Origin of the sequence: Ornithinimicrobium panacihumi (assembly GCF_052073805.1) — a bacterium.
GTDB lineage: Bacteria > Actinomycetota > Actinomycetes > Actinomycetales > Dermatophilaceae > Ornithinicoccus > Ornithinicoccus panacihumi.
Genome location: NZ_JBQGWG010000005.1, coordinates 94,537 through 120,261 on the forward strand (window position 1 = coordinate 94,537; position 25,725 = coordinate 120,261).

At 69.9% G+C, this 25,725-nt stretch carries 23 protein-coding genes; 3 read left to right on the forward strand and 20 right to left on the reverse strand.

Annotated elements, in window-relative coordinates:
- Positions 1-12 precede the first annotated feature (12 nt).
- Together ACTMMA_RS07130 and ACTMMA_RS07135 are read left to right on the forward strand one after the other, a co-directional pair.
- The gene (locus tag ACTMMA_RS07130; RefSeq protein WP_441189417.1) at positions 13-1,671 is read left to right on the forward strand and encodes an FAD-dependent monooxygenase; all 1,659 of its coding nucleotides are present in this window, start codon (positions 13-15) and stop codon (positions 1,669-1,671) included.
- Positions 1,672-1,770: 99 nt separating this feature from the next.
- The gene (locus tag ACTMMA_RS07135) at positions 1,771-2,457 is read left to right on the forward strand and encodes an MBL fold metallo-hydrolase (protein WP_441189418.1); all 687 of its coding nucleotides are present in this window, start codon (positions 1,771-1,773) and stop codon (positions 2,455-2,457) included.
- Positions 2,458-2,499: 42 nt separating this feature from the next.
- Here ACTMMA_RS07135 and ACTMMA_RS07140 read toward each other — a convergent pair whose 3' ends face one another.
- The 20 genes from ACTMMA_RS07140 to ACTMMA_RS07235 form a co-directional block, all read right to left on the reverse strand.
- A complete protein-coding gene (locus ACTMMA_RS07140) occupies positions 2,500-3,762 on the reverse strand; it encodes a metal-dependent hydrolase family protein (RefSeq protein WP_441189419.1) in 1,263 nt (420 codons plus the stop codon).
- Positions 3,759-5,453 carry a DUF885 domain-containing protein gene (locus ACTMMA_RS07145; RefSeq protein WP_441189420.1) on the reverse strand — a complete coding sequence of 565 codons (1,695 nt, stop codon included), beginning with the start codon at positions 5,451-5,453 and terminating at the stop codon, positions 3,759-3,761. Before ACTMMA_RS07145 ends, ACTMMA_RS07140 begins: the two co-directional genes overlap by 4 nt.
- Positions 5,450-6,322 (reverse strand): ATP-binding cassette domain-containing protein, encoded by an 873-nt coding sequence (locus tag ACTMMA_RS07150; RefSeq protein WP_441189421.1) that lies wholly within the window; start codon positions 6,320-6,322, stop codon positions 5,450-5,452. The genes ACTMMA_RS07145 and ACTMMA_RS07150 overlap by 4 nt, the downstream gene beginning before the upstream one ends.
- Positions 6,315-7,187, reverse strand: coding sequence for an ABC transporter ATP-binding protein (locus tag ACTMMA_RS07155; RefSeq protein WP_441189422.1), 873 nt, complete (start codon positions 7,185-7,187; stop codon positions 6,315-6,317). Before ACTMMA_RS07155 ends, ACTMMA_RS07150 begins: the two co-directional genes overlap by 8 nt.
- On the reverse strand, positions 7,184-8,179 hold the full coding sequence (locus ACTMMA_RS07160) for an ABC transporter permease (RefSeq protein ID WP_441189423.1): 996 nt from the start codon (positions 8,177-8,179) through the stop codon (positions 7,184-7,186). Before ACTMMA_RS07160 ends, ACTMMA_RS07155 begins: the two co-directional genes overlap by 4 nt.
- The gene (locus tag ACTMMA_RS07165) at positions 8,176-9,120 is read right to left on the reverse strand and encodes an ABC transporter permease (RefSeq protein WP_441189424.1); all 945 of its coding nucleotides are present in this window, start codon (positions 9,118-9,120) and stop codon (positions 8,176-8,178) included. Before ACTMMA_RS07165 ends, ACTMMA_RS07160 begins: the two co-directional genes overlap by 4 nt.
- A gap of 5 nt (positions 9,121-9,125) precedes the next feature.
- Positions 9,126-10,916, reverse strand: a complete 1,791-nt coding sequence (locus tag ACTMMA_RS07170) for an ABC transporter substrate-binding protein (protein ID WP_441189425.1) — start codon at positions 10,914-10,916, stop codon at positions 9,126-9,128.
- 114 nt (positions 10,917-11,030) lie between these two features.
- On the reverse strand, positions 11,031-11,717 hold the full coding sequence (locus ACTMMA_RS07175; protein WP_441189426.1) for a GntR family transcriptional regulator: 687 nt from the start codon (positions 11,715-11,717) through the stop codon (positions 11,031-11,033).
- A gap of 40 nt (positions 11,718-11,757) precedes the next feature.
- Positions 11,758-12,768, reverse strand: coding sequence for a proline racemase family protein (locus ACTMMA_RS07180; RefSeq protein ID WP_441189427.1), 1,011 nt, complete (start codon positions 12,766-12,768; stop codon positions 11,758-11,760).
- Between the two features lie 7 nt (positions 12,769-12,775).
- On the reverse strand, positions 12,776-13,777 hold the full coding sequence (locus ACTMMA_RS07185) for a proline racemase family protein (RefSeq protein ID WP_441189428.1): 1,002 nt from the start codon (positions 13,775-13,777) through the stop codon (positions 12,776-12,778).
- Between the two features lie 4 nt (positions 13,778-13,781).
- Entirely contained in the window at positions 13,782-15,266 is a 1,485-nt protein-coding gene (locus ACTMMA_RS07190; protein WP_441189429.1) for an FAD-dependent oxidoreductase, read from the reverse strand.
- Positions 15,263-15,586, reverse strand: a complete 324-nt coding sequence (locus ACTMMA_RS07195) for a (2Fe-2S)-binding protein (protein WP_441189430.1) — start codon at positions 15,584-15,586, stop codon at positions 15,263-15,265. The genes ACTMMA_RS07190 and ACTMMA_RS07195 overlap by 4 nt, the downstream gene beginning before the upstream one ends.
- A 1-nt stretch (position 15,587) precedes the next feature.
- Positions 15,588-16,778: an NAD(P)/FAD-dependent oxidoreductase gene (locus ACTMMA_RS07200; protein ID WP_441189431.1), complete on the reverse strand. Its 1,191-nt coding sequence runs from the start codon at positions 16,776-16,778 to the stop codon at positions 15,588-15,590.
- A 43-nt stretch (positions 16,779-16,821) separates the two neighbouring features.
- A complete protein-coding gene (locus ACTMMA_RS07205; RefSeq protein WP_441189432.1) occupies positions 16,822-18,309 on the reverse strand; it encodes an aldehyde dehydrogenase family protein in 1,488 nt (495 codons plus the stop codon).
- On the reverse strand, positions 18,302-19,204 hold the full coding sequence (locus ACTMMA_RS07210; RefSeq protein WP_441189433.1) for a dihydrodipicolinate synthase family protein: 903 nt from the start codon (positions 19,202-19,204) through the stop codon (positions 18,302-18,304). The genes ACTMMA_RS07205 and ACTMMA_RS07210 overlap by 8 nt, the downstream gene beginning before the upstream one ends.
- Positions 19,205-19,326: 122 nt before the next feature.
- Entirely contained in the window at positions 19,327-20,034 is a 708-nt protein-coding gene (locus ACTMMA_RS07215) for an ABC transporter ATP-binding protein (RefSeq protein ID WP_441189434.1), read from the reverse strand.
- The gene (locus ACTMMA_RS07220) at positions 20,031-20,798 is read right to left on the reverse strand and encodes an ABC transporter ATP-binding protein (RefSeq protein ID WP_441189435.1); all 768 of its coding nucleotides are present in this window, start codon (positions 20,796-20,798) and stop codon (positions 20,031-20,033) included. Before ACTMMA_RS07220 ends, ACTMMA_RS07215 begins: the two co-directional genes overlap by 4 nt.
- Positions 20,795-21,895 (reverse strand): branched-chain amino acid ABC transporter permease, encoded by a 1,101-nt coding sequence (locus ACTMMA_RS07225; protein ID WP_441189436.1) that lies wholly within the window; start codon positions 21,893-21,895, stop codon positions 20,795-20,797. Before ACTMMA_RS07225 ends, ACTMMA_RS07220 begins: the two co-directional genes overlap by 4 nt.
- 1 nt (position 21,896) lies before the next feature.
- On the reverse strand, positions 21,897-22,790 hold the full coding sequence (locus tag ACTMMA_RS07230; protein WP_441189437.1) for a branched-chain amino acid ABC transporter permease: 894 nt from the start codon (positions 22,788-22,790) through the stop codon (positions 21,897-21,899).
- A gap of 68 nt (positions 22,791-22,858) precedes the next feature.
- Positions 22,859-24,034, reverse strand: coding sequence for a branched-chain amino acid ABC transporter substrate-binding protein (locus ACTMMA_RS07235; protein ID WP_441189438.1), 1,176 nt, complete (start codon positions 24,032-24,034; stop codon positions 22,859-22,861).
- Between the two features lie 25 nt (positions 24,035-24,059).
- On the opposite strand from ACTMMA_RS07235, the gene ACTMMA_RS07240 reads away from it, so the two are divergent.
- A complete protein-coding gene (locus ACTMMA_RS07240) occupies positions 24,060-25,718 on the forward strand; it encodes an LVIVD repeat-containing protein (protein WP_441189439.1) in 1,659 nt (552 codons plus the stop codon).
- The last annotated feature ends 7 nt before the right edge of the window (positions 25,719-25,725 follow it).

Genomic DNA, 25,725 nt, shown 5'->3' on the forward strand with positions numbered 1-25,725 from the left:
GAGGAGATCCCCATGGACAGCGTCGGCAGCGTCGCCAGCACCGTCCGTCCCGTCCTGGTCATCGGGGCCGGTCCGGTCGGGCAGACCACCGCGCTCCTGCTGGCGCGGTACGGCATCCCCGTCACCGTCCTGGACGCACGTCCCCGGCGGGACCCCATCGGGAGCAAGGCGATCTGCCAGCAGCGCGACGTGCTCGACACGTGGGCCTGGTGCGGTGCACAGGCGATCGCGGACGAGGGCCTGACCTGGACCCGGGCGCGGACGTTCTACCGCGACCAGGACCTCTTCGCCGTGGACCTGCCGGACCCCGGCGCGAGTCCGCTGCCGCCGTTCGTCAACATCTCCCAGTCCCGCACCGAGGAGATCCTCGACGAGCTGCTCGCCGCCGAGCCGCTGGTCGAGGTGCGCTGGGGCCACGAGGTGGTCGAGATCCGGCAGGACCACGCCCACGACCGGGTGGAGGTGCTGGCGCGGACCGACAGCGGGCACGTCCGGCTGGCGGCCCGCTATGCCGTCGCGGCGGCCGGGGCCCGGGGCAGCACCATCCGCACCCTGCTCGACGTCACCTTCGGGGGTCGCACCTTCGAGGACTCGTTCCTCATCTGCGACATCCGTGCCGACCTGCCCGGCTGGGAGCAGGAGCGCCGCTTCTACTTCGATCCGGACTGGAACCGCGGCCGCCAGGTCCTCATCCACCCCTGCCCCGACTCGGTCTACCGGATCGACTGGCAGCTGCCGGCGGACCAGGACCCCACCGAGGTCCTCGACCCGGACCGGCTCCGCACCAGGATCCGGCAGATCATCGGGGCCCAGGACTACGAGCTGGTGTGGTCCTCGATCTACCACTTCCACGCCCGGATCGCCTCCCGCTTCCGGGTCGGCCGCGCCTTCCTCGCCGGGGACGTCGCGCACCTGGTCGCCCCGTTCGGCGCCCGCGGCCTCAACTCGGGCGTGGCCGACGCGGACAACCTCGCGTGGAAGCTGGCGGCCGTGCTGCACGGCTGGGCGCCGGACGCCCTGCTGGACAGCTACGAGACCGAGCGGATGGCTGCCGCCCGCGAGAACCTCGCCGTCACCAGCGCCACCATGGACTTCCTCGTGCCCTACGACCCGTCGGCGGTCGTGCGTCGCCGCGACCTGCTCGAGCGTGCGCTCCACGACCCCCAGGCCCGGCCGATGATCGACTCCGGGCGCCTCTCGGAGGCGTTCTGGTATGTGGATTCTCCCCTCACCACGCCCGATCCCGCTCGCGCGTGGCCGGGTCGGCCCCCGGTCGGCGAGCCACCGGCCCCGGTGCCCGGGGTCAGCCTGCCCGACGCCCTCGTCAGCGCTCCGGCTGGAGAGGACTCACCGGCCTCCCCCCCGGACCGCCGACGCCTGCGCGAGCTCGTCCGTGGCCGGCTGACCGTGGTCAGCGACGACGCGGCCCGGGGCGAGGCGGCCTTGTCCCAGCTCGCCGAGGGCCTTCCTGAGGGCACACCTGTCCAGCACCTCGACCTGGGCACGCTCGACGGCGCCGGCCCGGCGATGACGGGGCTGGGCTGGGAGCCGGGCGACCTGTGGCTGGTGCGTCCCGACGCCCACACCGCCGCGCGGGTGCGTGAGCCCGGAGAGGTGCTCGCGGCGGCCCGGCGGATGCTAGCTCTTGCACCGGACGGCACGACGGGGTGAGGCTCTTCGCGCCCCTACGGGGCTGCTCGCTGTGGGCGAGCAAACCCGTAGGGCCCGGCAGGGGCCCGGAAAGAACCTTCGGACCGTAGACTCGCCGGCATGACTCTGGAGCAGGAACTCGCCGGCCATGTCGAGCCCGGAGGCCCGGGCTGGATCCTCGGCCTGGGCGCCGCCCGGGTGCTCAAGATCAGCGTGTCCGACATGCACAACAACGTCTACGTCCTGCTGTGCACCGCCACGCAGGAGCGGCTGCTCGTCGACGCCGCCGACGACGCCGCACACCTGCTCGCGGTGCTGGACCAGGACCTCCCGGTCAAGGGTGACGGGCGGCTGGCGCAGATCCTGACCACCCACCAGCACTGGGACCACCACCGCGCCCTGGCCGAGGTCGTCGGGCGCACCGGAGCCCGCACGCTCGCCGGTGAGGCGGACGCCGACGCGCTGCCGGTCATTCCCGACGTGCGCCTCCGGCACGGCGACACCGTGACCGTCGGTGAACTCGTGCTGCAGGTGATCGGCCTGCGGGGCCACACCCCCGGATCGGTCGCGCTGGCGCTCCAGGTGCCGGACCGGCCCACCGTCCTGCTCACCGGCGACAGCCTGTTCCCCGGCGGCCCCGGCAAGACCTCCACTCCGGACGACTTCACCAGCCTGATGGACGACCTGGAGACGCGGGTCTTCGACGTCTACGGGGACGACGCCATCGTGCTGCCCGGCCACGGCGCCAACACCGTGCTGGGCGTGGAGCGGCCGCACCTGGCGGAGTGGCGGGCGCGCGGCTGGTAGCCGTCGGGCTCGGCCACCACGGCCCGGCCACCACAGGGAGGATCAGCTCCCGTCCGGGCCCAGGAGCCTTCCGTCGCGCGCCACGACCCTGCCTTCCTTGATCACGACCCTCCCCGGGCGCTCCTCCCAGAGCAGGGACGGATCATCGGCGAGGTCACCAGGCAGGATGAGCAGGTCCGCACGCAGCCCCTCCTCGATGCGACCGCGATCGCTCAGCTGGAGCAGTCGCGCATTCACCTCGGTGGCTGAGCGGAGCGTCTCCTCCAAGCCTGATGCGTCCACCTGGAGGCGGAGTCCTCCCAGCTGTTCGTCCTCGAGCGAACCCATCAGGTCAGACCCCCAGCCGACCTGCACCCCCGCTGCCAGAGCGAGCCGCACGGCGTCCTGGCCACGCTGCAGGACCTCCCTGTTCTTGCGCAGGCCGTCGGCTGAGAGGCCGGCCTCGTCGCCCCGTCTGTTCATGGCGTCGTAGGCGATCAGGGTGGGCACCAGGAAGGCCTCTGCCTCGGCCATCTGCTCCGCGACCTGCTGGTCGAGCAGGTTGCCGTGCTCGATGGACCTGACGCCGGCCCGGACGGCCCGTCTGATCGCCTGGGCAGGATAGGCATGAGCGGCCACGTAGCTGTCCCGTCGGCCGGCCTCGTCCACGACGGCTCGGAGCTCCTCCTCGGAGTACTGCGAGAACCGGATCGGATCCGTGGGTGAGACGACGCCTCCGGAGGCCATGACCTTGATGGCGTGGGCACCCATCCGGAAGCGTCGGCGCACCGCGGTGCGCAGCGCGTCCACGCCGTCCACGACCTCGCCCATGTGTCCGTGACCGGAGCACAGGTTGAGCACGCCCGGGTGCTCATCACCGTGCCCACCGGTCTGGGAGAGGGCCGGGCCGGTGAAGAGATACTCCGGCGCCGCGACCAACCCCTCGCTGATCGCTGCAGCCAGACCGGCATCCCCGCCGGCGACGTCACGCACCGTGGTGAATCCGCGCGCCAGTGCTGCGCCACAGCGGGCCGCCCCCTTGATCCCCACGAGACTCAACGGCTGGGCGTTGATCTCCAGACTGTCCAGCCCCACACCGTAGGCATGGAAGTGGGCATCGATCAGGCCGGGAACTACGGTCGCTCCGGCGGCCTCGATCACTGTCGAACCCGGATCGGTCGCACGACGCGACGTGTCCGGGTCGTGCGGGGTCACACCGGAGATGACGCCGTCCACGATCTCGAGGTCGACGCGTCCTCGACCACCGGCGCGCCCTCGGTCTGTGGCGCCAGTGCCGAGCTGGGCATCCAGGATGGTCAGGTTCACAGGGTCACCTCGCTGAACGGCGAGACGCCTCCGCCGCGGATGAAGCGGTCCACCTCGGTGTCCATGACCTTCAGCGGAGGTGTCCCCAAGGACATGAGCAGGTCGTGGAAGGCAGGCAGGGTGAAGCGCTCACCGAGCGCCGCCTCAGCACGCTCACGTGCCTTCAGGATCTGCGTCTTCCCCAGGTAGTAGGCGACCGCCTGACCCGGCCAGGAGATGTAGCGGTCGATCTCGGTCACGACCTCGTGCTGGCCGATGGCCGTGTTCTGCGACAGGAACTCGATGGCCTGCTCACGGCTCCACCCGAGGGCATGGATCCCTGGATCGACCACGAGTCGCACGGCCCGCCACATCTGGAAGCTCAGCATGCCCATCATCTCGAACGGGGTCTCGTACATCCCCATCTCGACACCCAGGTGCTCGCCGTACAGCGCCCACCCCTCCCCGAACGCCGAGCTGTAGGCATAGCGGCGGAACGGGGGCAGGTGCTCCATCTCCAGGGAGAACGGGATCTGGAAGGCATGCCCGGGTGCAGCCTCGTGCAGTGTGAGCGCCGGCAGGGAGTAGAGCGGACGGTCCGGCAGGGAGTAGGTGTTCAGCACGTACCGGTCCACCCCACCCCTGCCGAAGGTGTAGAACGGCGCGAGATCGGCGGGGGGCTCGACGATGCCGAAGCGCTGGCGGGGCACCCGGCCGAAGTACCGGTGCACCACGCCGTCGAACTTCTTCGCGTGCCAGGCCGCCTCCTTGAGCAGGTCCTCCGGCCGTTCGACGTAGAACTCCGGCGAGGTCCGCATGTGCTCGAGCATGCGGTCGACGTCACCGTGGAAACCGGCCGTGCCGGCCACCTCGGACATCTGCTCACGAAGCGCCGCCACCGCGTCGAGACCCTGTCGGTGGATCTCCGAGGGCGTCAGGTCGAGGGTAGAGAACTCCGCCAGCTGATTCTGGTAGTAGTCGGAGCCGACGCGCTCGGTGGCGGAGATCTGCTCAGGGAGACCCGGCAGATACTCCTCCGCCAGGAAGGCCGACAGCTCCTGGAAGGCAGGGATCACGTCCAGCTCGATCGCCTCAGCGACCTCCTTGCCGAGGCTGGCCGGAGCCCCACCACCCGCGGCGCCCAGGTAGTCACGGACGGGCCGGTAGAGGTCCGTCTCCTCCGGGTTGGTCGCGAGGGCCACGGTCCGGGCGGTGGCGTCCCTCCCCACCATGCTCACGCGGGGAGGTGCGAAGCCCCGAGCCAGCCCTGCTCGCAGGTTGGTGATCTGCGCCGAGAAGTGCTCCGGGACCTGTCGGAGGACCGACAGGTAGCCGTGGAGCTGCTCCTCCGTGCCGAAGGGTCGGCGGGCCAGGGACAGGAGGTCCTGCCAGAACGCCGTGTCCGAGTTGACCGGGGCTTCGTACTGACGGTGCTCCACCTGGTTGATGAGGGTGTCCAGCTGGTAGAGGTAGACGGCTCGATCGCTCTGCGCCTGTGGGTCCAGCTGCTCCGGGTCGAGCGCTGCCACCGCCTCGCGCACGTCCCGCCAGCGTCGGGAGCGCCGCTGCTGCGCGTCGGCGGAGACGTCCGGGAGGAGGGACGGCGGCTCGGTGTCCAGCCACTCCGGCTGGTGGCCGAGCTCGCCCGCACGCCACTCCCACTCCGCGGTGTAGAGCTCGACAAACTCCGCTTGCTCGCTGGACGCCGTCATCCTTCTCCTTCGTGCTTCTGTGCAGGTGCGGGGTGGTGACCCGAGCGGCCCGGGAGGACCCAGTCGCTCGGGATGCGCGGGACGGCTTCGAGGAGCGTCCGGGTGTAGGGGTGCTGCGGGTGGTCGAAGATGGCGTCCCGGTGCCCCTGCTCGACGATCCGCCCCTCGCTCATGACGCAGACCCAATGCGCCACCTGGCGCACCACGGCCAGATCGTGGGCGATGAAGAGGTAGGCGAAGCCGTACTCCCGTTGCAGTCCTCGGAGCAGCTCGATGACCTGCGCCTGCACGGACACGTCGAGCGCAGAGACGGCCTCGTCGCAGATGACCAGCGAGGGACGCACCGCGATCGCCCGGGCGATGCCGATGCGCTGTGCCTGGCCACCGGAGAACTGGTGCGGATACCGGTCGACATGGTCCGGGTCCAGGCCCACCTGCTCCAGCAGGTCGCCGGCAAACTTCCGCGCACCGCCCGGCACCGGCCGGCCCTGGTAGACCAGCGGTGCGGTGATGATCTGCTGCACCGTGTGCCGAGGGTTCAGGGAGGAGAAGGGGTCCTGGAAGACGAACTGCACCTGGGACCTGATCCGGCGCAGAGTGCTGCCGGTGGCGTGGGTGATGTCCTCCTCCTGGAAGAAGAGTCGTCCGGTGCTCGGCTCGAGCAGCCTCGCGACCACCCGAGCGGTCGTCGACTTCCCGGAGCCGGACTCGCCCACCAACCCGACCGTCTCGCCCGGCCGGACCTGGAAGGAGATCTTGTCCAGCGCCACGAAGTCCACGTTCCTGGTCACGAGCCGATGACGTCGCTGCACCTTGAAGGTCTTCCCGATCTCCTCCGTGCGGAGCAGGGGAGCCACCGCATCAGCCATCGCTCGGCCTCGCATCCTCCGTCGAACGTACCGCGCCGAGGACCACCTGCTCCGGCGTCAGCAGGTCCGGGACGGGATCGTCGATCCGGGGGGTGGCAGCCAGCAGACGCTGCGTGTAGGGGTCAGTGGTCCGGGTGAACACCTCACGGGTCGGACCAGAGTCTCGGACCGTGCCCTTCTGCAGGACGATCACGTGGTCGCTGACCTGCGAGACGACGGCAAGATCGTGGGTGATGAAGATGAGCGCGGCGTCGATGCTCTCCTGGATCTCGTCGATCAGGTCGAGCACCTGCGCCTGCACGGTGACGTCGAGGGCCGTCGTCGGCTCGTCGGCGATGAGCAGGTCCGGCTCGCAGGCGAGGGCCATGGCGATCATGATGCGCTGCCGCATACCCCCGGAGAACTGATGAGGGTAGTGGTCCACCCGGTGCCGGGCGTCACGGATGTGGACCGCCTCCATCGCCTCGACCGCCACCGCCTTGGCGGCCCTCCGGGATCCACCGCGGTGCGCCTGGTGGGCCTCAGCGATCTGCAGCCCGACGGTGTAGTAGGGGTTCAGGGACGACAGCGGATCCTGGAAGATCATCGCCATCGTGTCACCCCGCAGCGGCCTGAGCCGGCGCTCGGACATCGAGGTGATCTCCTCGCCCTGAAGACGGACGCTCCCCGTCACGGTCGCCTCGGGTGGGAGCAGCCCCATGATGGCCAGCGCCGTCATCGACTTGCCCGAACCGGACTCCCCCACGATCCCGAGGGACTGACCCCGGTCCAGGGTGAAGCTGAGCTTCTCCAGGACGGTGACCGGCCCCTGGTGGGAGCGGAAGGACACGGACAGGTCCTGCACCTGCAGGAGAGGAGCCGTCATGTCGCCCTCGTCCGGATGCGCGGGTCGAGCGCTGCGTAGAGCAGGTCGACGACGATGTTGGCGACCACCACGATGAAGGCGGCCACCAGCGTGACCCCCATGATCACTGGCTGGTCGTTGTTGGTGATCGCGTCGCGGGCCAGCTTCCCGATGCCGTTGAGGCCGAAGACGCTCTCGGTGATCAGGGCACCCCCGAGGAGGGCTGCGAGGTCCATGCCGAACAACGTGACCACGGGGGTCATCGACGGTCGCAGGGCGTGCCGGAAGATCACGGTGCGCGGTCGCAGGCCCTTGGCCTTCGCGGTCCGCATGTAGTTCTCGTTGAGGGTGTCCAGGACGTTGGCCCGCGTGATGCGGGTGTACATCGCCGCGTACATGAGCGCGAGCACCACCCACGGCAGGAGATAGGTGTCGAACCACAGGGACGGGTCGTCCTGGAAGCGGACCGTGGTCGGGAAGGGAAGGAGCTGCAGCCGGACCACGAAGATGTACTGGAGGATCAGGGCCACGAAGTAGTTGGGCAGCGCGATCCCGGCCAGCGCCACGGCGTTGAAGCCGTGATCGACCCACGACCCGGCCCGGTAGGCCGAGATCAGGCCCGAGACGACCCCGTAGACGAGCCAGATCACACCGGCCCCGATGCCCAGGGTGATGGTGACCGGCAACCGCTCCATGAGCATGGCGGTCACGTCCTGGTTGGTCTGGAACGAGTGGCCGAGGCAGGGGGCCGCGCACTCGATGGCCGTGGCGCCGTCCCCGTAGGTGCGGCCGACCACGAGCCCGGCGAGGAAGGTGCCGAACTGCACCCAGAACGGCCGGTCCAGGCCCAGCACCTCACGGAGGGAGTCGATCCGGGCCGGCGTGCAGGTCTGACCGCAGATCAGGACCGCCGGGTCGGCGGCGAGATGAAAGAAGATGATGTGGGTGAAGAGCAGGACGCCGAAGAGGGTGACTGCTGCGCCGATCAGCCGACGCGCCAGGAAGGTGATCATCGACGGGCCTCACGTCGCGAGGTGTACGTCTGGATGTGATCTCCCAGGAGCATGGCCGACAGGACGGTCAAGGTCAGGAAGGTCCCCGGGATGATGAAGAACATCGGGTCGGTCTGGTACCAGGGGACAGCGGCGTAGACCATCTGTCCCCACGAGGGAGCCGGGGGCTTGACGCCCACCCCGAGGAAGGACAGGCCAGCCTCGGTCGCGATGTAGGACGGGAGCGTCAGGCTCGTGTACACGATGATGGTGCCTGCCAGCAGGGGCAGGATCTCCCCGAACACGATCTGCCGGCGGCTGGCCCCGGAGGCGACCGCAGCCTCGACGAACTCCCGCTGCCGCAACGACATCACCTGGCTCCGGATCACCCGTCCCACCTTCGGCCAGCCAAAGATGGACAGGACGGTCACCAGCATGATGATCCTGTTCGCCTGAGGGACGGCCGACAGGATGGCGATCATGAAGATGAGCTGCGGGAAGGCCATCAGGAAGTCCATGACCCTGGAGATGACCTGGTCGACCCACCCGCCGAAGTAGCCAGCGACCAGACCCATCACGGTCCCGAGGACCATCGTGACCAGCGTGGCCACGGTGGCGATCAGCAGCGAGGTCCGAGCCCCGTAGGCGATGCGGGAGAACAGGTCACGCCCGTTCAGGGGCTCGACCCCGAGCCAGTGCTCCGCGCTGATCCCGCCGAAGGGCCCCTCGGGGAGCCCGGCCGGCCCCAGCGCGCTCTGGTTGAACGAGAACGGGTCGTTCCCGCTCAGGCGCGCCAGGACCGGCGCCAGCAGGGCCAGCAGCACGACGAGCGCCAGCACCGTCATCGAGGCCACGGCCGACGGCCGGCGGATCAGGTAGCGGAGCATCCCCCACCGCCGGGGCGGTGGGGTGATGACCGCCTGCTGGTCCGCCTCCCGGGCAGGCTCCAGACCGATGGTCACAGGCGTCAGGGGTTGATCAGGCCGACGCTGCTGTAGTCGACATACCCGGTCGTCCCTGCGTGCGAGTAGGCGTCACCGACATTCGGCCCGACCATCTGCAGCGGGGTGTCCCTGACGAGAGGCACGACCGGAGCCAGCTCGAGGATCTGGCGGTTCAGGTCCGAGTAGGCAGCGTTCTGCTCGTCCAGGTCGGTCATGGTCGCGATCTCGTCGAAGGCTTCGTTCACGCCCGGGTCGTTCAGCTGAGAGACGTTGTAGTTCCCGGTCTCGTTGATGCGGTCACCGTGGAAGAGCGGGGAGAGCAGGACCTCGCCGAACAGCCACGAGCTGCACCATCCGGTGATCGCCAGGTCGTTCTGCTGGCTGGGCGTGAAGATCGTGCTGTAGTACGTGGACGCCTCGATGACGTTCAGGTCGATCGTCAGGCCGAGCTTCTGCAGCGAGTCCTGCACCGCCTCGGCCTGCGCCTGCCACTTGGGCAGGGCACGGACGTCCATGGTGAGCTTGAAGCCCTCCTCGACGCCGGCCTCGGCCAGCAGCTCCTTGGCCTTGTCGAGGTCTCCTGCGTTGTCGGGGCTGGGGTAGAGGTCGAAGTCCTCCCACCCAGGGGTGCCCGGAAGGAGCATCTCGTTGGCCACGGTGGCCATCATGGGGCCACCGGTGGCGGTGAGGACCTGCTGCTTGTCGACGGCGTAGGAGATGGCCTGGCGGACCTTGAGGTCGTCCAGCGGCCCCTTGGTCATGTTGAGGGTGAGATAGGTGGTGCAGGTGGGCTGGTCCCGGACCGTCCGCGCCATCAGCCCCTTGTCCGCCAGGACCAGGGGCAGCGAGGCCGCCTGCAGCGGGTTGGTCGAGGACGCGATGGCGTTGGCGTCAGCACCCTGGGCGGAGATCATCCGCTGGTCGATGGTGGAGGCGTCCAGCCCGAAGAGGAACTCGAAGGAGTCCGGCAGGGCCGTGCGGACCTCGTCCGTCTTCGGGTCCCACTTATCGTTGCGGGTCAGGACGAGCTTGGACCCGCGCTGGTAGGACTCGACCTTGTAGGGCCCCGAGCTGATCGGCTTCTCGTCCAGCTGGTTCACGGACGTCACCTTCCCCTCGGGGAAGGGCGTCGTGGCGGTGGCAGCCACGATGTTGGCGAAGCCGGGCATCGGCCGGTTGAGGTGGAAGACGATGGTCTTGTCGTCGGGCGTCTCGATCGAATCCAGGCCGGCAGGGTCCTCGTAGATGCCGGCATACGCCTCCAGGCCCTCGATGTACTGGAGGTGGTCGGTGGAACCCAGGCGCAGCTGGGCATCGGCCGAGCGCTCCAACGCATACTTGAAGTCCTGTGCGCGGATGGGGGTCCCGTCCTCGTAGACGATGCCGTCCTTGAGGGTGAAGGTCCAGGTCTTCATGTCCTCGCTCGGGGTGCCCGTGTCCGTCGCGAGGTCAGGGACGACCTCGTTCCCCGCCGCTCCCGTCCCGGGAGCCTGGGTCACCAGGGTCCGGTAGATCAGCCGGTAGAAGTTGTTGACATTGCCGTCGTTCCCCTTGACCGGGTCGAGATAGGAGAACTCGGAGTTGCCGAGCACGGTCACCGTGCCGCCGGCCTTCGCAGGCGCGGTGCGCAGGGCCCAACCGTCGTCGGTGAGCTCGGCACCACCTCCGCCACCGGTGCCCCCGGCGGACTGGGTGGTCCCGTCCTGCCCTCCGCCCACCGAGGGAGAGGACGGGGTGCGGCCTCCCTGCCCGCTGCAGGCAGCAAGGCTCAACGCCAGTCCCGCCACGACAATCCCGGTCAGTCCACGCCTCATCGTTCGCTCCTTCGCGCCCGTCGTCGTCCGGATGCTCGGCGCATCCGACTGTGCCATGTGCAATGGTACTACAGCGCCAGTCCTTCGTGCCTCGGTTTTTCCGGAAAACTTTCCTCAGTGCCGCCCGGCCCACGCGGACCGGACGTGGCCGATGTGCTGGGCGACCAGCTTCTCCATACCGAGCCGGTCACGAGCCAGGGCGCGTTCGACCATCTCCGTGTGCTCGGCCACCTGCCGGCGGATCACGCCGGTCCCCAGGAGCGCGGTGAGTCCGTACAGCCGGGACCGCCTCCGCAGCCGCCGCACGACCTTGACCACCTCATCGTTGCCGTGGATCGCCAGGAAGCGCAGGTGGAACTCCGTGTCGGCCTCGATATAGCTGACGAGGTCCTCCCGCTCCGCGGCGAGGGCGATCTCGTCGGCCAGGGGACGCAGGCCCTCGACGGCCACCGCCGTGTCACCGACACAGCCCTCGGCGACCAGGCCCATGATCGGAGGCTCGATCAGGACGCGGAGCTCCGCCATGGCATCGAGCTCCGCGTCGCTCAGCTGGGTCACCCGGAAGCCCTTGTTGCGGACGACCTCGACCAGGCCCTCGGTCACGAGGTCGAGCATGGCCTCCCGGACCGGGGTCGCGGAGACACCGAACTCCGCCGCGAGGGACGGGGCTGAGTAGATCTCTCCGGGGCGCATCTGGCCGCTGATGAGCAGTGCGCGCAAAGCTTCGGCCACCAGCTCTCGGAGACTCGTGCGTCCCCCGTAGTTGGGCAGCCGCAAGGACCTGGTGTCGCCGCTGTCCACCGCTACCTCCAACCCTCACCCGGCATGGCCATCGTCCCGCTCAGCGCAGGACAAATCCCGGAGACATCGGGTCCCGGGGGTCGACGCTGAACTCGCTCGTCCCGACACGATACGCCGAGCCCGTCACGGTCGGGACGACCGCAGGCCGACCGTGGACCGTGTCCCGCTCCGGGATCTGCCCCAGGAAGATCGACCCGACGATCGACTCGTGCCGCAGGACCTGGCCCTCGGTGAGCTCACCCGCGTCGGCGAGCAGCGCCACGCGGGCGGCGGTGCCGCTCCCGCACGGGGAGCGGTCCACCTCGCCGTCGGCGAAGACGGTGCAGTTGCGCTGGTGGAGCGGGTCGCCGCTGCTGCCGGGCGCGGTGAAGATGGTCCCGTAGATGCCGGACAGCCGGGGGTCCTCAGGGTGCTCGGCCGCGACGCGGTCGTTGAGCTGGTCCCGGATCTCCCGCCCGGTCGCGATCAGTGCCGGGTAGTCCCCCACCACGACGTCCAGGCCGACCGCGGACGCCGGCAGCACGGCATACATCGCCCCTCCGAAACCGATGTCGACCCTGGCCGTGCCCCGGGACGTGACCACCTCGACGTCGCGGGCGTGCACCCACGAGGGGACGCTGACGAAGGTCACATCCTGCACCTGGCCGCCCTCGCAGCGCACGAGTGCCCGGACCCGGCCCGAGGGGACGTCGACGACGACCTCGGTGACACCGTCCGGCTCCGCCTCCACCAGACCGGACTCCACGGCCCACGCGCCCAGCGCGATCGTGCCGTGACCGCAGGCGGTCGAGAAGCCGTCCTTGTGCCAGAAGAGCACGCCCAGGTCGGCGCCGTCGTCGTCGGGTGGGACGAGGAAGCAGCCGTACATGTCGGCATGGCCCCGGGGCTCGGAGCACAGCAGCGCCCGCACCCACTGGGCACGGTCGTCCTCGATCGCCCGGACCCGGCGCTCGGCCACCGTGGCGCCCGGCAGGTCCGGGGCGCCCCCGGTCACGATTCGGAAGGGCTCGCCACCCGTGTGGTAGTCGATCGTGGAGAACTGGTCGCTCATGGGTGCCTCACAGCAGGAAGCCCGCGGGGAACGGGTCGGTCGGGTCGAGGAGATACTGCGCCGTGCCGGTGATCCAGGCCCGTCCGGTGACGTGCGGCAGGATCCCCGGCCGGTCCCCCACCGAGGTCTCCCCCGCGATGCGGCCGATGAAGCGCGAGCCGATGAAGGACTCGTTGACGAAGTCCTCCCCCACCGCCAGCTCGCCCCGGGCGTGCAGCTGAGCCATCCGGGCGCTGGTGCCGGTGCCGCAGGGCGAGCGGTCGAACCACCCCGGATGGATCGCCATCGCGTGCCGGGAGTGGCGGGCGTCGGAGCCCGGCGTCTCCAGGTAGACGTGGTGGACGACGTCGATCTCGTGGTTCTCCGGGTGGGCGACCGGGCTCTTCTCGTTGATGGCGTCCATGATCGCCAGACCCGCATCGAGCAGACGCTGCTTCTCGGCCCGGTCGAAGGGCAGCCCCAGGTCCTCGAGCCGCACGAAGGCGTAGAAGTTGCCCCCGTAGGCCACGTCATACCGGACCTGGCCGAAACCGGGGACCTCGACGACCTGGTCGAGAGCGTGGCAGTAGGAGGCGACATTCTCCAGGGTCACCGACTCGGCCTGCCCGTCCCGGACGGCGACCCGGGTGGTGACCAGCCCGGCGGGGGTGTCCAGCCGGATGATGGTCTCCGGCTCGGTGACCTCGACCATGCCGGTCTCCACCAGCACCGTCGCCACCCCCATCGTCCCGTGCCCGCACATCGGCAGGCAGCCGGAGACCTCGATGTAGAGCACCCCGTAGTCGGCGTCGGGCCGCGTCGGCGGCTGGAGGATGGCGCCGCTCATCGAGGCATGGCCCCGTGGCTCGTACATCAGCAGGGTCCGCAGGTCGTCACGCTCGGCGACGAAGCGCTGCCGCCGCTCGAACATGGTGTCCCCCGGGAGGACACCGACTCCCCCGGTGATCACCCTGGTGGGCATCCCCTCGGTGTGGGAGTCCACGGCGTGGTAGACGACCGTTGAACGCATGACTTCACTCCGTCCTGTCGGGTATGGGGTCGGTCCCGTCGGGTAGGGCGTGGGGACCGGGTATGTCGAGACCGGGTATGGGGTCGATAGCTCGGGCGAGCGCGCCGAGGGGCAACGGGGTCGCGACCAGCCGTTCCTCCACCTCGGGCAGGGTCGTGGCGGCTCGCTCGGCGCACAGCCGGCGGACCGCAGGCCCGCACATCCGCCCCTGGCACCAGCCCATGCCGGCCCGGGTCAGCTGCTTGACCTGGCGCGGCCCCGTGGCTCCCCCGGCGACGGCTGCCCGGACCTGGCCGGCATCGATCTCCTCGCAGCGGCAGACGGTGGTCGCGTCCGTGAGCCAGGACTGCCACCGAGGCGGTACCGGGTGGGCGTGGGCCATGGCGGCGGCGAATCGACGGTGGCGCTTGATCAGGTCCCGCACGCGGCGGAGGCCTGCAGCATCCGTCACGCCGCCCAGGCCGGAGTCCCGGAGGACACCCTCCGCGGCGACCTGCCCCTCGCGCAGCGCCAGCTCGGAGCCGCCCACGCCGCAGACCTCCCCGGCGGCGTAGACGCCACCGACCGAGGTGCGCTGCCAGGCGTCGACCTGGACGACCTGGTTGCCGTCCCACGGCCCGGACAGCGCGGCGCCGAGGGTGACGGCCAGGTCCAGCTGCGGCACGAAGCCCCACCCGACCCCGACGGCGTCGGCCGGGATCACCCGATCCCGACCGGGCACCACGGACCCCTCCCGGTCCAGCACCGACAGCGTCACCGCCTCGACCCGGTCGGTCCCGTGGGCGGCCGTGACCGCCGTCCGCAGGTGCACCGGGACACGGTGCCGGGCGAGAGCAGCGGCATACCCTGCCCCCTCCAGCAGCTTGCCGGGCAGCCCGAGCGCGGCCGGCGCCCCCGGCAGCCAGCGTCGGGGATCGTTGGCCTCGCTCAGCACGACCGCTGCGCCGCGGGCGGCCAGCCCGGCAGCGACGGGCAGGAGGAAGGGCCCGGTGCCCCCGACCACGACCCGGCGGCCGGCGACGACGCCGGATCCCTTGAGCAGGGCCTGGAGCCCGCCCGCCGTGTAGACGCCAGGCAGGTCCCAGCCGGGGAACGGGAGCGGCAGGTCGTAGGCCCCGGTCGCCAGCACGACCCTCGGTGCCGTGATGGTGGCCGACGCCTCCCGACCCGGACCGGGGGTGCGGTCGAGCAGATGGAGCGAGATGTCGCCGCTGACGGCGTCCCGCGTGGCGGTCCACACCTCGCAGGAGGACCGAATCGTCGCCCCTCCTGCGACCACCGAGAGCAGCTCGTCATAGGTCCCCAGACCGTGGTGCAGGTCCTCGCCCCGACCGACCGGCGACCCGGGCGGCGGCTGCCGCCAGAACTGGCCACCCAGCCCGCTCCCCGCGTCCACCAGCGCCACCTGCAGGCCACCGAGCACGCCGGTCGCGGACGCGGCCAGCCCGGCCGGTCCGCCACCGACGACGATCAGGTCGTATGTCGTCACGAGTCCTCCCCCGGCAGGTCACGGGGGTCGAGGTCGCCCTGGCTGGTCCGCACGTCCTGGCCCTCCTCCGCCGGCACCCGGCAGGCGCGCTGGTCCGGCACGCCGTCGACGGAGACGAGGCAGTCGAAGCAGACCCCGATGCCGCAGAAGATGCCACGGGGCCGTCCGTCCCGCCGGGTCGTCCGCCAGGCGAGGGTGCCCTGGGCCACGAGCGCTGCCCCGAGCGTCTGTCCGGGCACGAAGGGGACGGCGCGGCCGTCGAGGTCGAACGTGGGTCGGGTGTCCAAGGTCGGTCGGGTGCCGAAGCTGGGTGGGGTCACGTCATACTCCCTCGGGCAGCGACGTCGCGACTACGTCGTCGTGGGGCAGCCCTGCGCCGTCGAGGAGCCGGTCCGGCAGGAAGGGCGTCGGGTCGGCACCGACGGTCTGGTGCGGGTCGGCACCCGTGAGGTGGGCCGCGATCAGCTCCCCCGTCGCCGGGGCCAGGCCGATGCCGGCGCCCTCGTGGCCGCAGGCGTGCAGGACGCCGGGCACCCGCGGGTCCGGCCCGATGACCGGGAGGTGGTCGGGGCAGTAGGGGCGGAAGCCGCGGTAGACGCGCATGAGCTGCAGCTGGGCCAGGACCGGGAAGAGCTTGACCGCCTGGGCCGCGAGCTGGGCCACGGTGGTGGCGCTCATCGAGGCGTCGAAGCCGACCCGCTCCCGGCTGGCACCGATGAGGATGGTGCCGGCGCGCGTCGCCTCCACCACGACCGAGGTCTCCAGGCCCTCGGTGGAGGCCGCCACGTTGGCGACATAGTCCGCGGAGTAGACCTTGCGGCGGACGAGTGGGCCGGCGGGCTGGGTCACGAGGATGAATCCCTTGCGGGGCAGCACCGGCACCGGTGCCCCCAGGATCTCCCCGACCTGCCCGCCCCAGGTGCCGGCGGCGTTGACGACGGCGTCGGCGTGGACGACCTCGCCATCGGCGAGCCGCACGCCCGTCCCCCTGCCGTCGCGCCCGTGGAGCGCTCCCGTCACCCGCGAGCTCGGCCGGTAGTCGGCGCCCAGGCGCCGGGCCTCGGTCAGGATCGCGGCTGCGGCGAGGACCGGCTGGACCTGCGCGTCCTCGGGGTAGAGGAAGGCCCCGGCCTGCCCCTCCGCCAGGTGTGGCTCAAGGAGCCTGGGCTCCGGCACCTCCTCCACCTCGACTCCGGCTGCGGCCTGGCCGGCGGCCAGCTCACGCAGCGGGTCCAGCGCCGCGGGCTGGCTGGCGACGACCAGTCCGCCCTTGGGATCCAGCTCCAGCGCATCCGTGCCGAGCTGCTCGCCCCACCGCTGCCAGGTGCGCCGGCTCACGATGGCCAGGTCCAGCTCGGGGCCGGGTGGCTTGTCGGAGACGAGGACATTGCCCTCGCCGCGGCTGGTGGTGCCGGACCCGACCTGTCCGCGGTCGAGCACGACGACATCGCAGCCCGCACGGGCGGCGGCCAGGGCGCAGGAGACCCCGACGATGCCGGCACCGATCACCACGACGCGCACGGGACCTCCGGAAGGGACGAGAGGATGGGGACGGTCAGGGGGCGCTGACCCAGACGGTCATCAGCTCGCGATAGCCGTCCAGTGCCTCGGGGCCGTTGTCCCGGCCCCAGAAGCCCGACTGGCGCAGCCCACCGAAGGGGGTGGCGACGGTGCCCTCGCTGTAGCCGTTGAGGGCGAGGGTGCCGACCTTGACCTGGTCCGTCCACCACTTGGCGGTGGCCAGGTCCTCGCACCAGACCGTCGAGGCCAGACCGTAGGGCTCGCCGTTGACGAGCTGGACCGCCTCCTCGCGGGAGTCGACGCGCAGGACCTGGGCTACCGGGCCGAAGACCTCGCCCGTGCTCAGCTCGGTCCCCTCGGGCACCGACTCGAGCAGGGTGGGCGCGACCCAGTAGCCGTCGCCCTCGGGGAGGTCCGGCTGCCGCGCCAGGACCGTCGCCCCCGCCTCGACCGCCTGGTCCACCCAGGTGACGATGCGGTCGCGGGCCTCGGCGTTGATGACCGGCCCCATGGCCGCGCTGTCCGACATCGGGTCCCCGACGCTGAAAGCAAGGGCCTCGTCCGTCAGGGTGTCGACGAAGGAGCGGTAGCCCTCCTCGTCACCGACGTAGACGATCCGGGAGGTCGCGGTGCAGTTCTGCCCCGCGTTGCCGAAGGCGGCACCGATGATGTCGCCGGCCGTGCCACCGGCATCCTTGGTGTGCTCGCTGTCGACGATGTATGCGGCGCGGCCGCCCAGCTCGAGCGAGACCCGCTTGAGATTGGACTCGGCGGAGTAGGTGAGGAAGAGCCGGCCCACCTCTCCGGAGCCGGTGAAGGTGAGCATGTCGACGTCGTCGTGTCGGCCCAGGGCCTGGCCCACGCTCTCGCCGTCACCGGCCAGGACGTTGACGATGCCGTCCGGGACGCCGGCCTCGCGGGCGAGCTCGGCGAAGAAGAGTGCCGAGAGCACCGAGTCCTCCGAGGGCTTGAGGACCATGGCGTTGCCCGCGGCCAGGGCCGGCGCCACCTTCCAGCCCAGCATCGCGATCGGGAAGTTCCAGGGCAGGACGACCCCGACGACGCCGATGGGCACGCCCCGGACCCAGCCCCACCCGCTGGGGCCCTGCAACTGGCGGCCCTCGTGGTGGTCGGCCAGGTCGGCGAAGTAGCGCAGGTTGGCGACGACGTCCTCGACGTCCTCGGCCGCGCTGAGGTGGAAGACCTTGCCCGCCTCGATGGCGTCCAGGTAGGCGATGTCGTCGGCGTGGGCGTGCACGGTGTCGGCGAGCCGGCGCAGCGTCTCGGCCCGGCCGGCGTCGTCCTGGGCCCAGGTGCCCTCGCTGAAGCTGGCGCGGGCGGTCCGGACGGCCTCGTCGACCTGGTCGGCCGAGGCGCCGGGGAGGGTGCCGATGAGGCCACCGGTCGCCGGGTTGATCAGGTCAACCGCGGTCCCCTCACCTGCTGCCGGTCGCCCACCGATGTGGACCCCCAGACCGCCGTCGAGGACCTCCTTGACGAAGGTCTTGGCGCGTTCAGTCATCAGAACCAACCTCCTGCTCCAGTGCGGTGACGGCCGAGACGACCTCGGCCACCGAGTCGTGGTCCGCCGTCGGGAGCGGACTGCGGACCGGGCCCTGCTCCAGACCGAGGGCGGACAGTCCCTGCTTGATGAGGGAGATGAAGGCCGGGCTGCCCTCGATCTGGCCCAGCGGGATCCCGAAGCTGCGCCAGAGCTCCACCGCTCCGTTCCAGTCGCCGGCGTCGGCCAGCCTCCAGAGGCGGGCGCAGGAGGCAGGGGCGAGATAGGCGGAGGCGGCGACCCACCCGGACGCACCCTGGGCGAAGCCCTCGAGCGCGATCCCGTCGGCACCGACGAAGATCTCCACGTCCTCCCCGAGCTCCTGCCGCAGCTCGGCGACCCTGGTCGCTGCGCCGGAGGTCTCCTTGACGCTCCAAAACGCCTCCCGGCCGCGCAGCTGGGCGAGGTGGGAGGGCAGCAGGTCGACCCCGGTGGCGCCGGGGTTGTTGTAGACCATGACCGGCAGCTCGCTGCGCTCCAGCACCCGGTCGAGCGCCTCGGCCGCGACCTCGGGCGCCAGTCCCCCGTAGAAGGGCGGGGTGATCATCGCGGCCTGGGCCCCGGCGGCGGCCGCCTGCGCGATGAGGTCGAGCATGTCCTCCGGGCGGTAGGCCATGCAGCCGACGACGACGGGGACGCGTCCGTCGACCGTCTCGACGGTGGCGCGGATCTGGTCCTCGCGCTCCGCGGTGGTCAGCGCCAGCGCCTCACCGGTCGCGCCCATGGTGAGGATGCCGTCGACGCCGGCGTCGAGCGCCCTGGTCAGGCCCGGGGTCAGGAGGTCGAGCCGCTGCTCCCCCTCCGCCCCGAACGGGGTGGTGGACACGGCGAACACGCCGCGCATGGTGGTGGTCATGTCGTCATCTCTCCCGATGCGGTCTGCGGCCTCGGCTAGTCGGCGCCGATGCCTGGTGCAATATTACATGTCACTAGCGGCGGGCGGGTGCGACCCCGCGAGGAGTTGACCGGGATGACCGGTCAGACACCCAGGTAGGCCTCGATCACCTTGGGGTCCTGGGCCAGCTCGGCAGCGGGGCCGGACATGGTCACCCGCCCGGACTCCAGGACATAGGCGCGGTGGGCGATCTTCAGCGCGGCACGGGCGTTCTGCTCGACGAGCAGCACGGTGGTGCCGTCGGCGTTGATGGCCTCGATGACGTCCATGACCTGCTTGACGATCAGCGGCGCCAGACCCATCGAGGGCTCGTCCAGGAGGAGGAGCTTGGGCCCGCTGACGAGCGCCCGGCCGACGGCGAGCATCTGCTGCTCACCGCCGGAGAGGGTGCCGCCGTGCTGGTTGCGACGCTCGGCGAGCCGGGGCATCAGCTCGTAGGCGTGGTCGGCGCGCTCGAGGACGAGCTTCTGGTCGTCGACGAGGTAGCCGCCGAGCAGGAGGTTCTCGTGGACGGTCATCGTCGAGAAGATCCGCCGGCCCTCGGGCACGTGGATCAGCCCGGCGCCGACCATGTCCCACGGGCGCATAGTCGTGAGGCCGTGGTCGCCCCACGTGACGGTGCCCGACTTCGCCCGCACCAGGCCGGAGATGAGCGAGAGGGTCGAGGTCTTGCCCGCGCCGTTGTTGCCGAGCAGGGAGACGATCTCCCCCTCCTCGACGACCAGCGAGAGCTCCCGCAGGGCGTGGACGCGGTGGTAGAAGAGGTCGACGTTGTCCAGGACGAGCCTCATGCCTCCTCCTCCCCCAGGTAGGCCGCGATCACCACGGGGTCGTTCTTGATCTGCTCGGGGGTGCCGTCGGCGATCTCCTTGCCGTAATTGAGCACCACGATCCGCTCCGAGACCTGCATGACCAGGCCCATGTCGTGCTCGATGAGGACGATGCCGACGCCGGCGTCGCGCACCTTGCGGACCAGCTCCATCAGCTCGTTTTTCTCCGAGTGGTTCAGCCCGGCGCCCGGCTCGTGGAGCAGGAGCAGCTTGGGCTGGGTCGCCAGCGCGCGGGCGATCTCCACCCGGCGCTGCTCGCCGTACGGGAGCTGGGTGACCAGCAGCTCGTCGTCGGAGCGGAAGCCCACGAAGTCGAGCCAGCCCTGGGCGTCGCGCGTGCACTCCGCCTCGCTCCGGCGATAGCGCGGGGTATGCAGCATGATGTCGAAGACGTTCTGGTGCAGCCTCGAGTGCATCCCGGTCTTGACGTTCTCCAGGACGGTCATGTCGTTGAAGAGCCGGACGTTCTGGAAGGTCCGGGCCATCCCGCGCCGGGTGATGAACGACGGCTTCTTGCGGATGATCGACTCGCCGTCGAAGAGGATCTTGCCCGAGTTGGGACGGTAGAACCCGGAGATGCAGTTGAACGCCGAGGTCTTGCCGGCACCGTTGGGGCCGATGACCGAGACGATCTCGCCCTCCGACACCGAGAAGGACAGGCCGTCGACGGCCTTGATGCCGCCGAAGCTGATGGCGAGGTCCTCGACCTGGAGCAGCGCGGTCATGATCCCTTCACCGCCTCGGCGTTCTCGTCGTCCACGGGTTCGGTCGCCTCTCGTTTCTTGAGGAAGGGCAGCACGGAGTTCTCCGGCCAGATGCCCTTGGGGCGGAAGACCATCGTCACCACCAGCAGCAGGCCGAAGAGCAGGAAGCGCCAGTCGGAGAACTCACGCAGGAACTCCGGGGCCAGGGAGACGAAGAGGGCACCGATGATCACGCCAGGCGTTGACGCCATACCTCCGAGCACCACCGCCATGAGGACCAGGGCGGAGTAGAGGAAGAGGAAGCTGTTGGGCGAGATCGCGCTGAGGTGCGCGCCCATCAGGGTGCCCGCGAAACCGCCCCAGATCGCGCCGATGATGTAGGCCATCAGCTTGGTCCGGTAGCCGTTGATGCCCATCGCCTCGGAGACGTCCTCGTCGTCCCGGATCGACTTCCAGGCCCGGCCCATCTTGCCCTTGCCCAGCCGGGCCGCGGCGACGACGCCGCCGCCGATGCCGACGATGAGGACGAAGTAGTAGAGCAGGATCTTGGAGTTGAAGTAGAGGCCGAAGAGGTTGAGGCCGTCGGCGAAGGACCAGCCGAAGAAGGACCAGGTCGGTATGCCGTGGATGCCGGTCGGTCCGCCCGTCACCGACAGGTTGTTGGCGGTGATCCGGACGATCTCGCCGAAGCCCAGGGTGACGATCGCCAGGTAGTCGCTGCGCAGGCGCAGGGTCGGCCCGCCGATGATGATGCCCGCGATGATGCAGGCGACGATCACGAACGGGATCGTCTCGAGCATCGAGAAGCCGAAGGTCGTGGTGAGGATGCCCGAGGTGTAGGCGCCCACCGCCATGAAGGCGATGTAGCCCAGGTCGAGCAGACCGGCATACCCGACGACGACGTTGAGCCCCATCGCCAGCACGATGTAGATGAACGCGCTGGTGAGGATGGAGATCAGGTAGGGCGAGGCCGAGATGAAGGGCAGGGCCAGGGCTGCGACGAAGCAGATCAGGCCCAGGCCGCGCATGAAGGTCTGCGGCGCGAGGGGGCCGGTCGGCTGCGGGGGCCGCTGGATGAACGGCTCGGGCGCCTGGAGACGCGCGCTGTCGGTCGCCATGTCAGACCCTCTCCGTGACGCGCTCACCCAGGATGCCCGTCGGGCGGAAGGTGAGGAAGAGGATGAGGAAGCCGAAGGCGAAGACGTCGCGCCACTCTCCGCCGAAGAAGTGGGTGCCGAAGGACTCCAGCAGGCCCAGGACCAGGCCGCCGAGCATCGCGCCGTAGATGTTGCCGATGCCGCCGATGACCGCCGCCGTGAAGGCCTTGAGGCCGATGACGAAGCCCATCAGGAAGTCGATCGAGCCGTAGTAGGCCGCTGCCATCACGCCCGCGGCGCCGGCGAGCGCCGAGCCGATGAAGAAGGTGCGGGAGATGACCTTGTTGACGTTAACGCCCATGAGGAGCGAGGCGCGCTGGTCCAGCGCGATCGCGCGCATCGCGCGGCCCTCGCGGGTCTTCATGATGTAGCGCTGGAGGGCGAACATCAGCAGCGCGGCGACGATCATCAGCACGACCTGGGGCAGCGTGATGCGTGCGCCGAGGATGGTGATGGGCTCGCCGGACAGCCGGATCGGGAAGACCTTGGGGTTCGGGCCGAAGATCTGGCGGACGGCGTACTCCAGGGTGAACGAGACACCGACCGCGGTGATGAGCACCGAGAGCCGTGGGCTGCCCCGCAGCGGGCGGTAGGCCACCCGCTCGATGAAGACGCCCATGAAGCCGGTGAGCAGCATCGTGATGAGCATGACGAGGAGCAGCACGGGGATCGAGCCGATCCCGAGCAGCCCGGTCATGCCGCCGAGGATGACGAAGGAGAAGAAGGCGCCGAGCATGTAGATGTCGCCGTGGGCGAAGTTCAGCAGCTTGATGATGCCGTAGACCATGCTGTAGCCGAGCGCGATCAGCGCGTAGAACGAGCCGACGAAGAGGCCGTTCCAGAGAAGTTGACTCATGAGTGTCCTAGGGAGCGGGCGCTCCCCGGGGCGCGGCGACGTCGCCGCGCCCCGGGGGTGGTGGGCGCTTAGTCCTGCAGGTCGTCGTGGAGGACGAAGTTGCCGTCCGGGCCGACCGTGACGATGACGAAGCCACCGCCGGTGAGGGTGCCCTCGTCGGTGAACTTCAGCGGGCCGGAGGACAGCTCGAGGCCGTCGATCGCGGCGATCGCCTCGTTGACGGCGTCGCCGTCGGTCGAGCCGGCCTTCTTGATCCCCTCGGCCACGACGCGGACGGCGTCGTAGCTCTGGATGGAGTATGGGCCGGGGGCGTCGCCGCCGGAGATCTCCTCGTAGGCCGCGATCCAGTCGTCGGCGTCCTCGAGCATGTCCGGGGTCTTGGTGAAGGTGCCGTAGACGTCGTCGGTGAAGCCGTCGCCGGCGATCTCCGCGAACTGCGCGTCGACGGTGCCGTCGCCGACCAGGATGGTGCCCTCGTAGCCAGCCTCACGCAGCTGGCGCACGAGCAGGCCACCGGCCTGGTAGTAACCGGTCCAGTAGACGAACTCGGGGTCGGCGTCGATGACGGCCTTCACGTTGGCCGAGAAGTCCTTGTCGTCGGGGTTGACCGCGCCGTCGAGGACGACCTCGAAGTTGCCGGCCTCCTCCGCGTCGGCGATGAAGGTGTCCGACAGGTCCTTGGAGTAGTCGGTCTGGTCGTTGATGGTCGCGACCTTGGTCACGCCCAGGTCGGTGGCGAACTTGATGCCCGCCTCGGCCTGCTGCGCACCGGTGCCGTTGATCATGAACGCGCCCTGGCCGACGATCGCGTTGGAGTTGGCCGCGGGGATGACCATCGGGATCTTCGCGTCCTTGAAGACCGGGATGGTCGGCAGCGTCGCGCCGGAGCAGTAGCCGCCGACGGAGGCCCGCACACCGGCGGTGACCAGCTTCTGCGCCGCGGCAACGGAGGCGGTGGCGTCGCAGGCGTCGTCCTCGACGACGAGCTCGAGCTTGCGGCCGTCGATGCCGCCGGCCTCGTTGATCTCACTGATCGCGAGCTGGGCACCGTTCTTCATGTAGTCGCCGAACGCGGCCTCGGACCCGGAGAAGGGCGCGAGCATGCCCAGCTTGATCGGGCCGTCCTCCGATTCGCCGCCGGAGCCGCCGATCCCGCCGCCACAGGCGGTGACCACGAGCGCCGTGGCTGCGGCGACAGTGGCGGCACCCGAGGCCTTGCGCCACCGCTTGATGGGTGAATTCATGGGGTTTCCCTCTCAGTCATCGTCTTTGATCGACCTGATCATGGCTGCAGGCTACGGCCCTGATGGGCGAGATTACCCGCAAAACACCGTCAGTGCAATAGCACATAGTGCAGGGTTTCCCGGCTGCACGCGGGTCTTCCTGTCGCAGGACCCGAGGGCCTTCGGTCAGCCCCAGGACAGCGGACAGTCAGGGATCTACATCGTCTCGGCGCGGGACCCCGCCAACCTGGAGATCCTGAGCTTTGCAGACGTCCCTGCCGGCCACACCACGACCTGCATCAACGACTGCAAGTATCTGTGGACCGGCGGGCCGATGAAGGACAAGGATCAGCCAGCTGACTGGGCTGGCCGCCCCGTCTTCGTCACGGATATCCGCAACCCGAAGAAGCCCCAGGTGTACAAGAATCCTGTCGACCTGGGCCGCAATGACGGGGTCACGGACTACGCGCACGACGTGCAGGTCGACGAGGCCGGCATTGCATGGGTCTCGGGCCGGGGCGGTCTCCGCGGCTACTGGACCAAGGGTCGTCACTGGGACCCCGTCGCACGAGCTCATCGCGTCGCCACGGCGAGTGACCCGATCCCCTATGCCGGCGGCAAGTTCATCCAGCAGCCTGATGTCGGTTTCCCGGGCGGCTCCTTCGCACACAACGCGCTGCGCCCCACGAGGTCCCTGGGTGGACACGAGGCGGGGGATCTTGCGCTGGTGACGATCGAGAACTTCAGCACCAGCTGCGAGACCGACGGGAACCTCCTGATCGTCTCCCTGGGCGACAGCCGCGACGGGCAGGGATGGCGCTCTACCCCTGAGAACCCGTACCGATTGGACATCGTGGGCGAGTTCTCGCCCTGGGGCCAGGAAGGCACCAACCCTCGCACTGGCTGTTCCGCGCACTACTTCGAGATGAAGGGCGACCTCGTGGTCCAGTCCTTCTACGGGAACGGCACACGACTGATCGATGTGTCTGACCCTGCTCACCCCGAGCAGGTGGGCTATTACCGACCGGATGGCGGATCCGGGTCCTCGAAGTGGGTCGACCTGAGGAGCCATCGGCCCAGTCACCTCATCGGGCTGGCCCTGGTCGCGGTGTCTCTGCCAGGCTGCGCCGACGCGGCGAGGCAATCTCCGCCGGAGGCGCCAAGCAGCAGTCAGGCGGGGTCCGCCGTCAGTGAGAATCCGTCGGTGGCGACGACTGACGTCGCTGATGACGCCGCCCCACAGACGGCCACGGACAGAACCCGGGGCAGTCGTGGCGGCGACGACAAGCAGGCTGCGACCCGGAGCACCGCATGCGGAAGCACCGTCGACTCCGCCGGCGGAGAGTCGACCAAGTACTGCGGACCGGGCCAGGCACTGATCGAGGCGCGCGAGGGCACGTCCACGATTCTCGGCGCGGAGTGCATACGACGAGGCGACTTCGTCATCGCCCACTTCGGGACGAACTACCGAGAGCTCGACCAAGCGGCGACTGACTACGTGGGCCTCGTCGTCGGCGGGGTCACGGAGGAATCAGCAGGAGCACCCAGCCACTTCGCGGCTGAGGTGATCGTGGGGAAGAAGCGTTGGGCTCTGAGTGACGCCGAGCCCGTGGTCGAGCTCGAGTCGGGCGAGTTCCTGGCGCGCTTCACGGTTGGCACTCCTCCGGATGCTGTCCAGATCAACGTGAGTTGCGAGCTCAACTAGTTCACGC

Bases quoted from the DNA above. Each gene is read 5' to 3' on its own strand.
- ACTMMA_RS07210 (WP_441189433.1), bottom strand. From the start codon at position 19,204: ATGACCACCACCATGCGCGGCGTGTTCGCCGTGTCCACCACCCCGTTC.
- ACTMMA_RS07185 (WP_441189428.1), bottom strand. From the start codon at position 13,777: ATGCGTTCAACGGTCGTCTACCACGCCGTGGACTCCCACACCGAGGGG.
- ACTMMA_RS07225 (WP_441189436.1), bottom strand. From the start codon at position 21,895: ATGGCGACCGACAGCGCGCGTCTCCAGGCGCCCGAGCCGTTCATCCAG.
- ACTMMA_RS07205 (WP_441189432.1), bottom strand. From the start codon at position 18,309: ATGACTGAACGCGCCAAGACCTTCGTCAAGGAGGTCCTCGACGGCGGT.
- ACTMMA_RS07220 (WP_441189435.1), bottom strand. From the start codon at position 20,798: ATGACCGCGCTGCTCCAGGTCGAGGACCTCGCCATCAGCTTCGGCGGC.
- ACTMMA_RS07230 (WP_441189437.1), bottom strand. From the start codon at position 22,790: ATGAGTCAACTTCTCTGGAACGGCCTCTTCGTCGGCTCGTTCTACGCG.
- ACTMMA_RS07130 (WP_441189417.1), top strand. From the start codon at position 13: ATGGACAGCGTCGGCAGCGTCGCCAGCACCGTCCGTCCCGTCCTGGTC.
- ACTMMA_RS07145 (WP_441189420.1), bottom strand. From the start codon at position 5,453: ATGACGGCGTCCAGCGAGCAAGCGGAGTTTGTCGAGCTCTACACCGCG.
- ACTMMA_RS07170 (WP_441189425.1), bottom strand. From the start codon at position 10,916: ATGAGGCGTGGACTGACCGGGATTGTCGTGGCGGGACTGGCGTTGAGC.
- ACTMMA_RS07155 (WP_441189422.1), bottom strand. From the start codon at position 7,187: ATGACGGCTCCTCTCCTGCAGGTGCAGGACCTGTCCGTGTCCTTCCGC.
- ACTMMA_RS07160 (WP_441189423.1), bottom strand. From the start codon at position 8,179: ATGATCACCTTCCTGGCGCGTCGGCTGATCGGCGCAGCAGTCACCCTC.
- ACTMMA_RS07150 (WP_441189421.1), bottom strand. From the start codon at position 6,322: ATGGCTGATGCGGTGGCTCCCCTGCTCCGCACGGAGGAGATCGGGAAG.
- ACTMMA_RS07180 (WP_441189427.1), bottom strand. From the start codon at position 12,768: ATGAGCGACCAGTTCTCCACGATCGACTACCACACGGGTGGCGAGCCC.
- ACTMMA_RS07135 (WP_441189418.1), top strand. From the start codon at position 1,771: ATGACTCTGGAGCAGGAACTCGCCGGCCATGTCGAGCCCGGAGGCCCG.
- ACTMMA_RS07215 (WP_441189434.1), bottom strand. From the start codon at position 20,034: ATGAGGCTCGTCCTGGACAACGTCGACCTCTTCTACCACCGCGTCCAC.
- ACTMMA_RS07235 (WP_441189438.1), bottom strand. From the start codon at position 24,034: ATGAATTCACCCATCAAGCGGTGGCGCAAGGCCTCGGGTGCCGCCACT.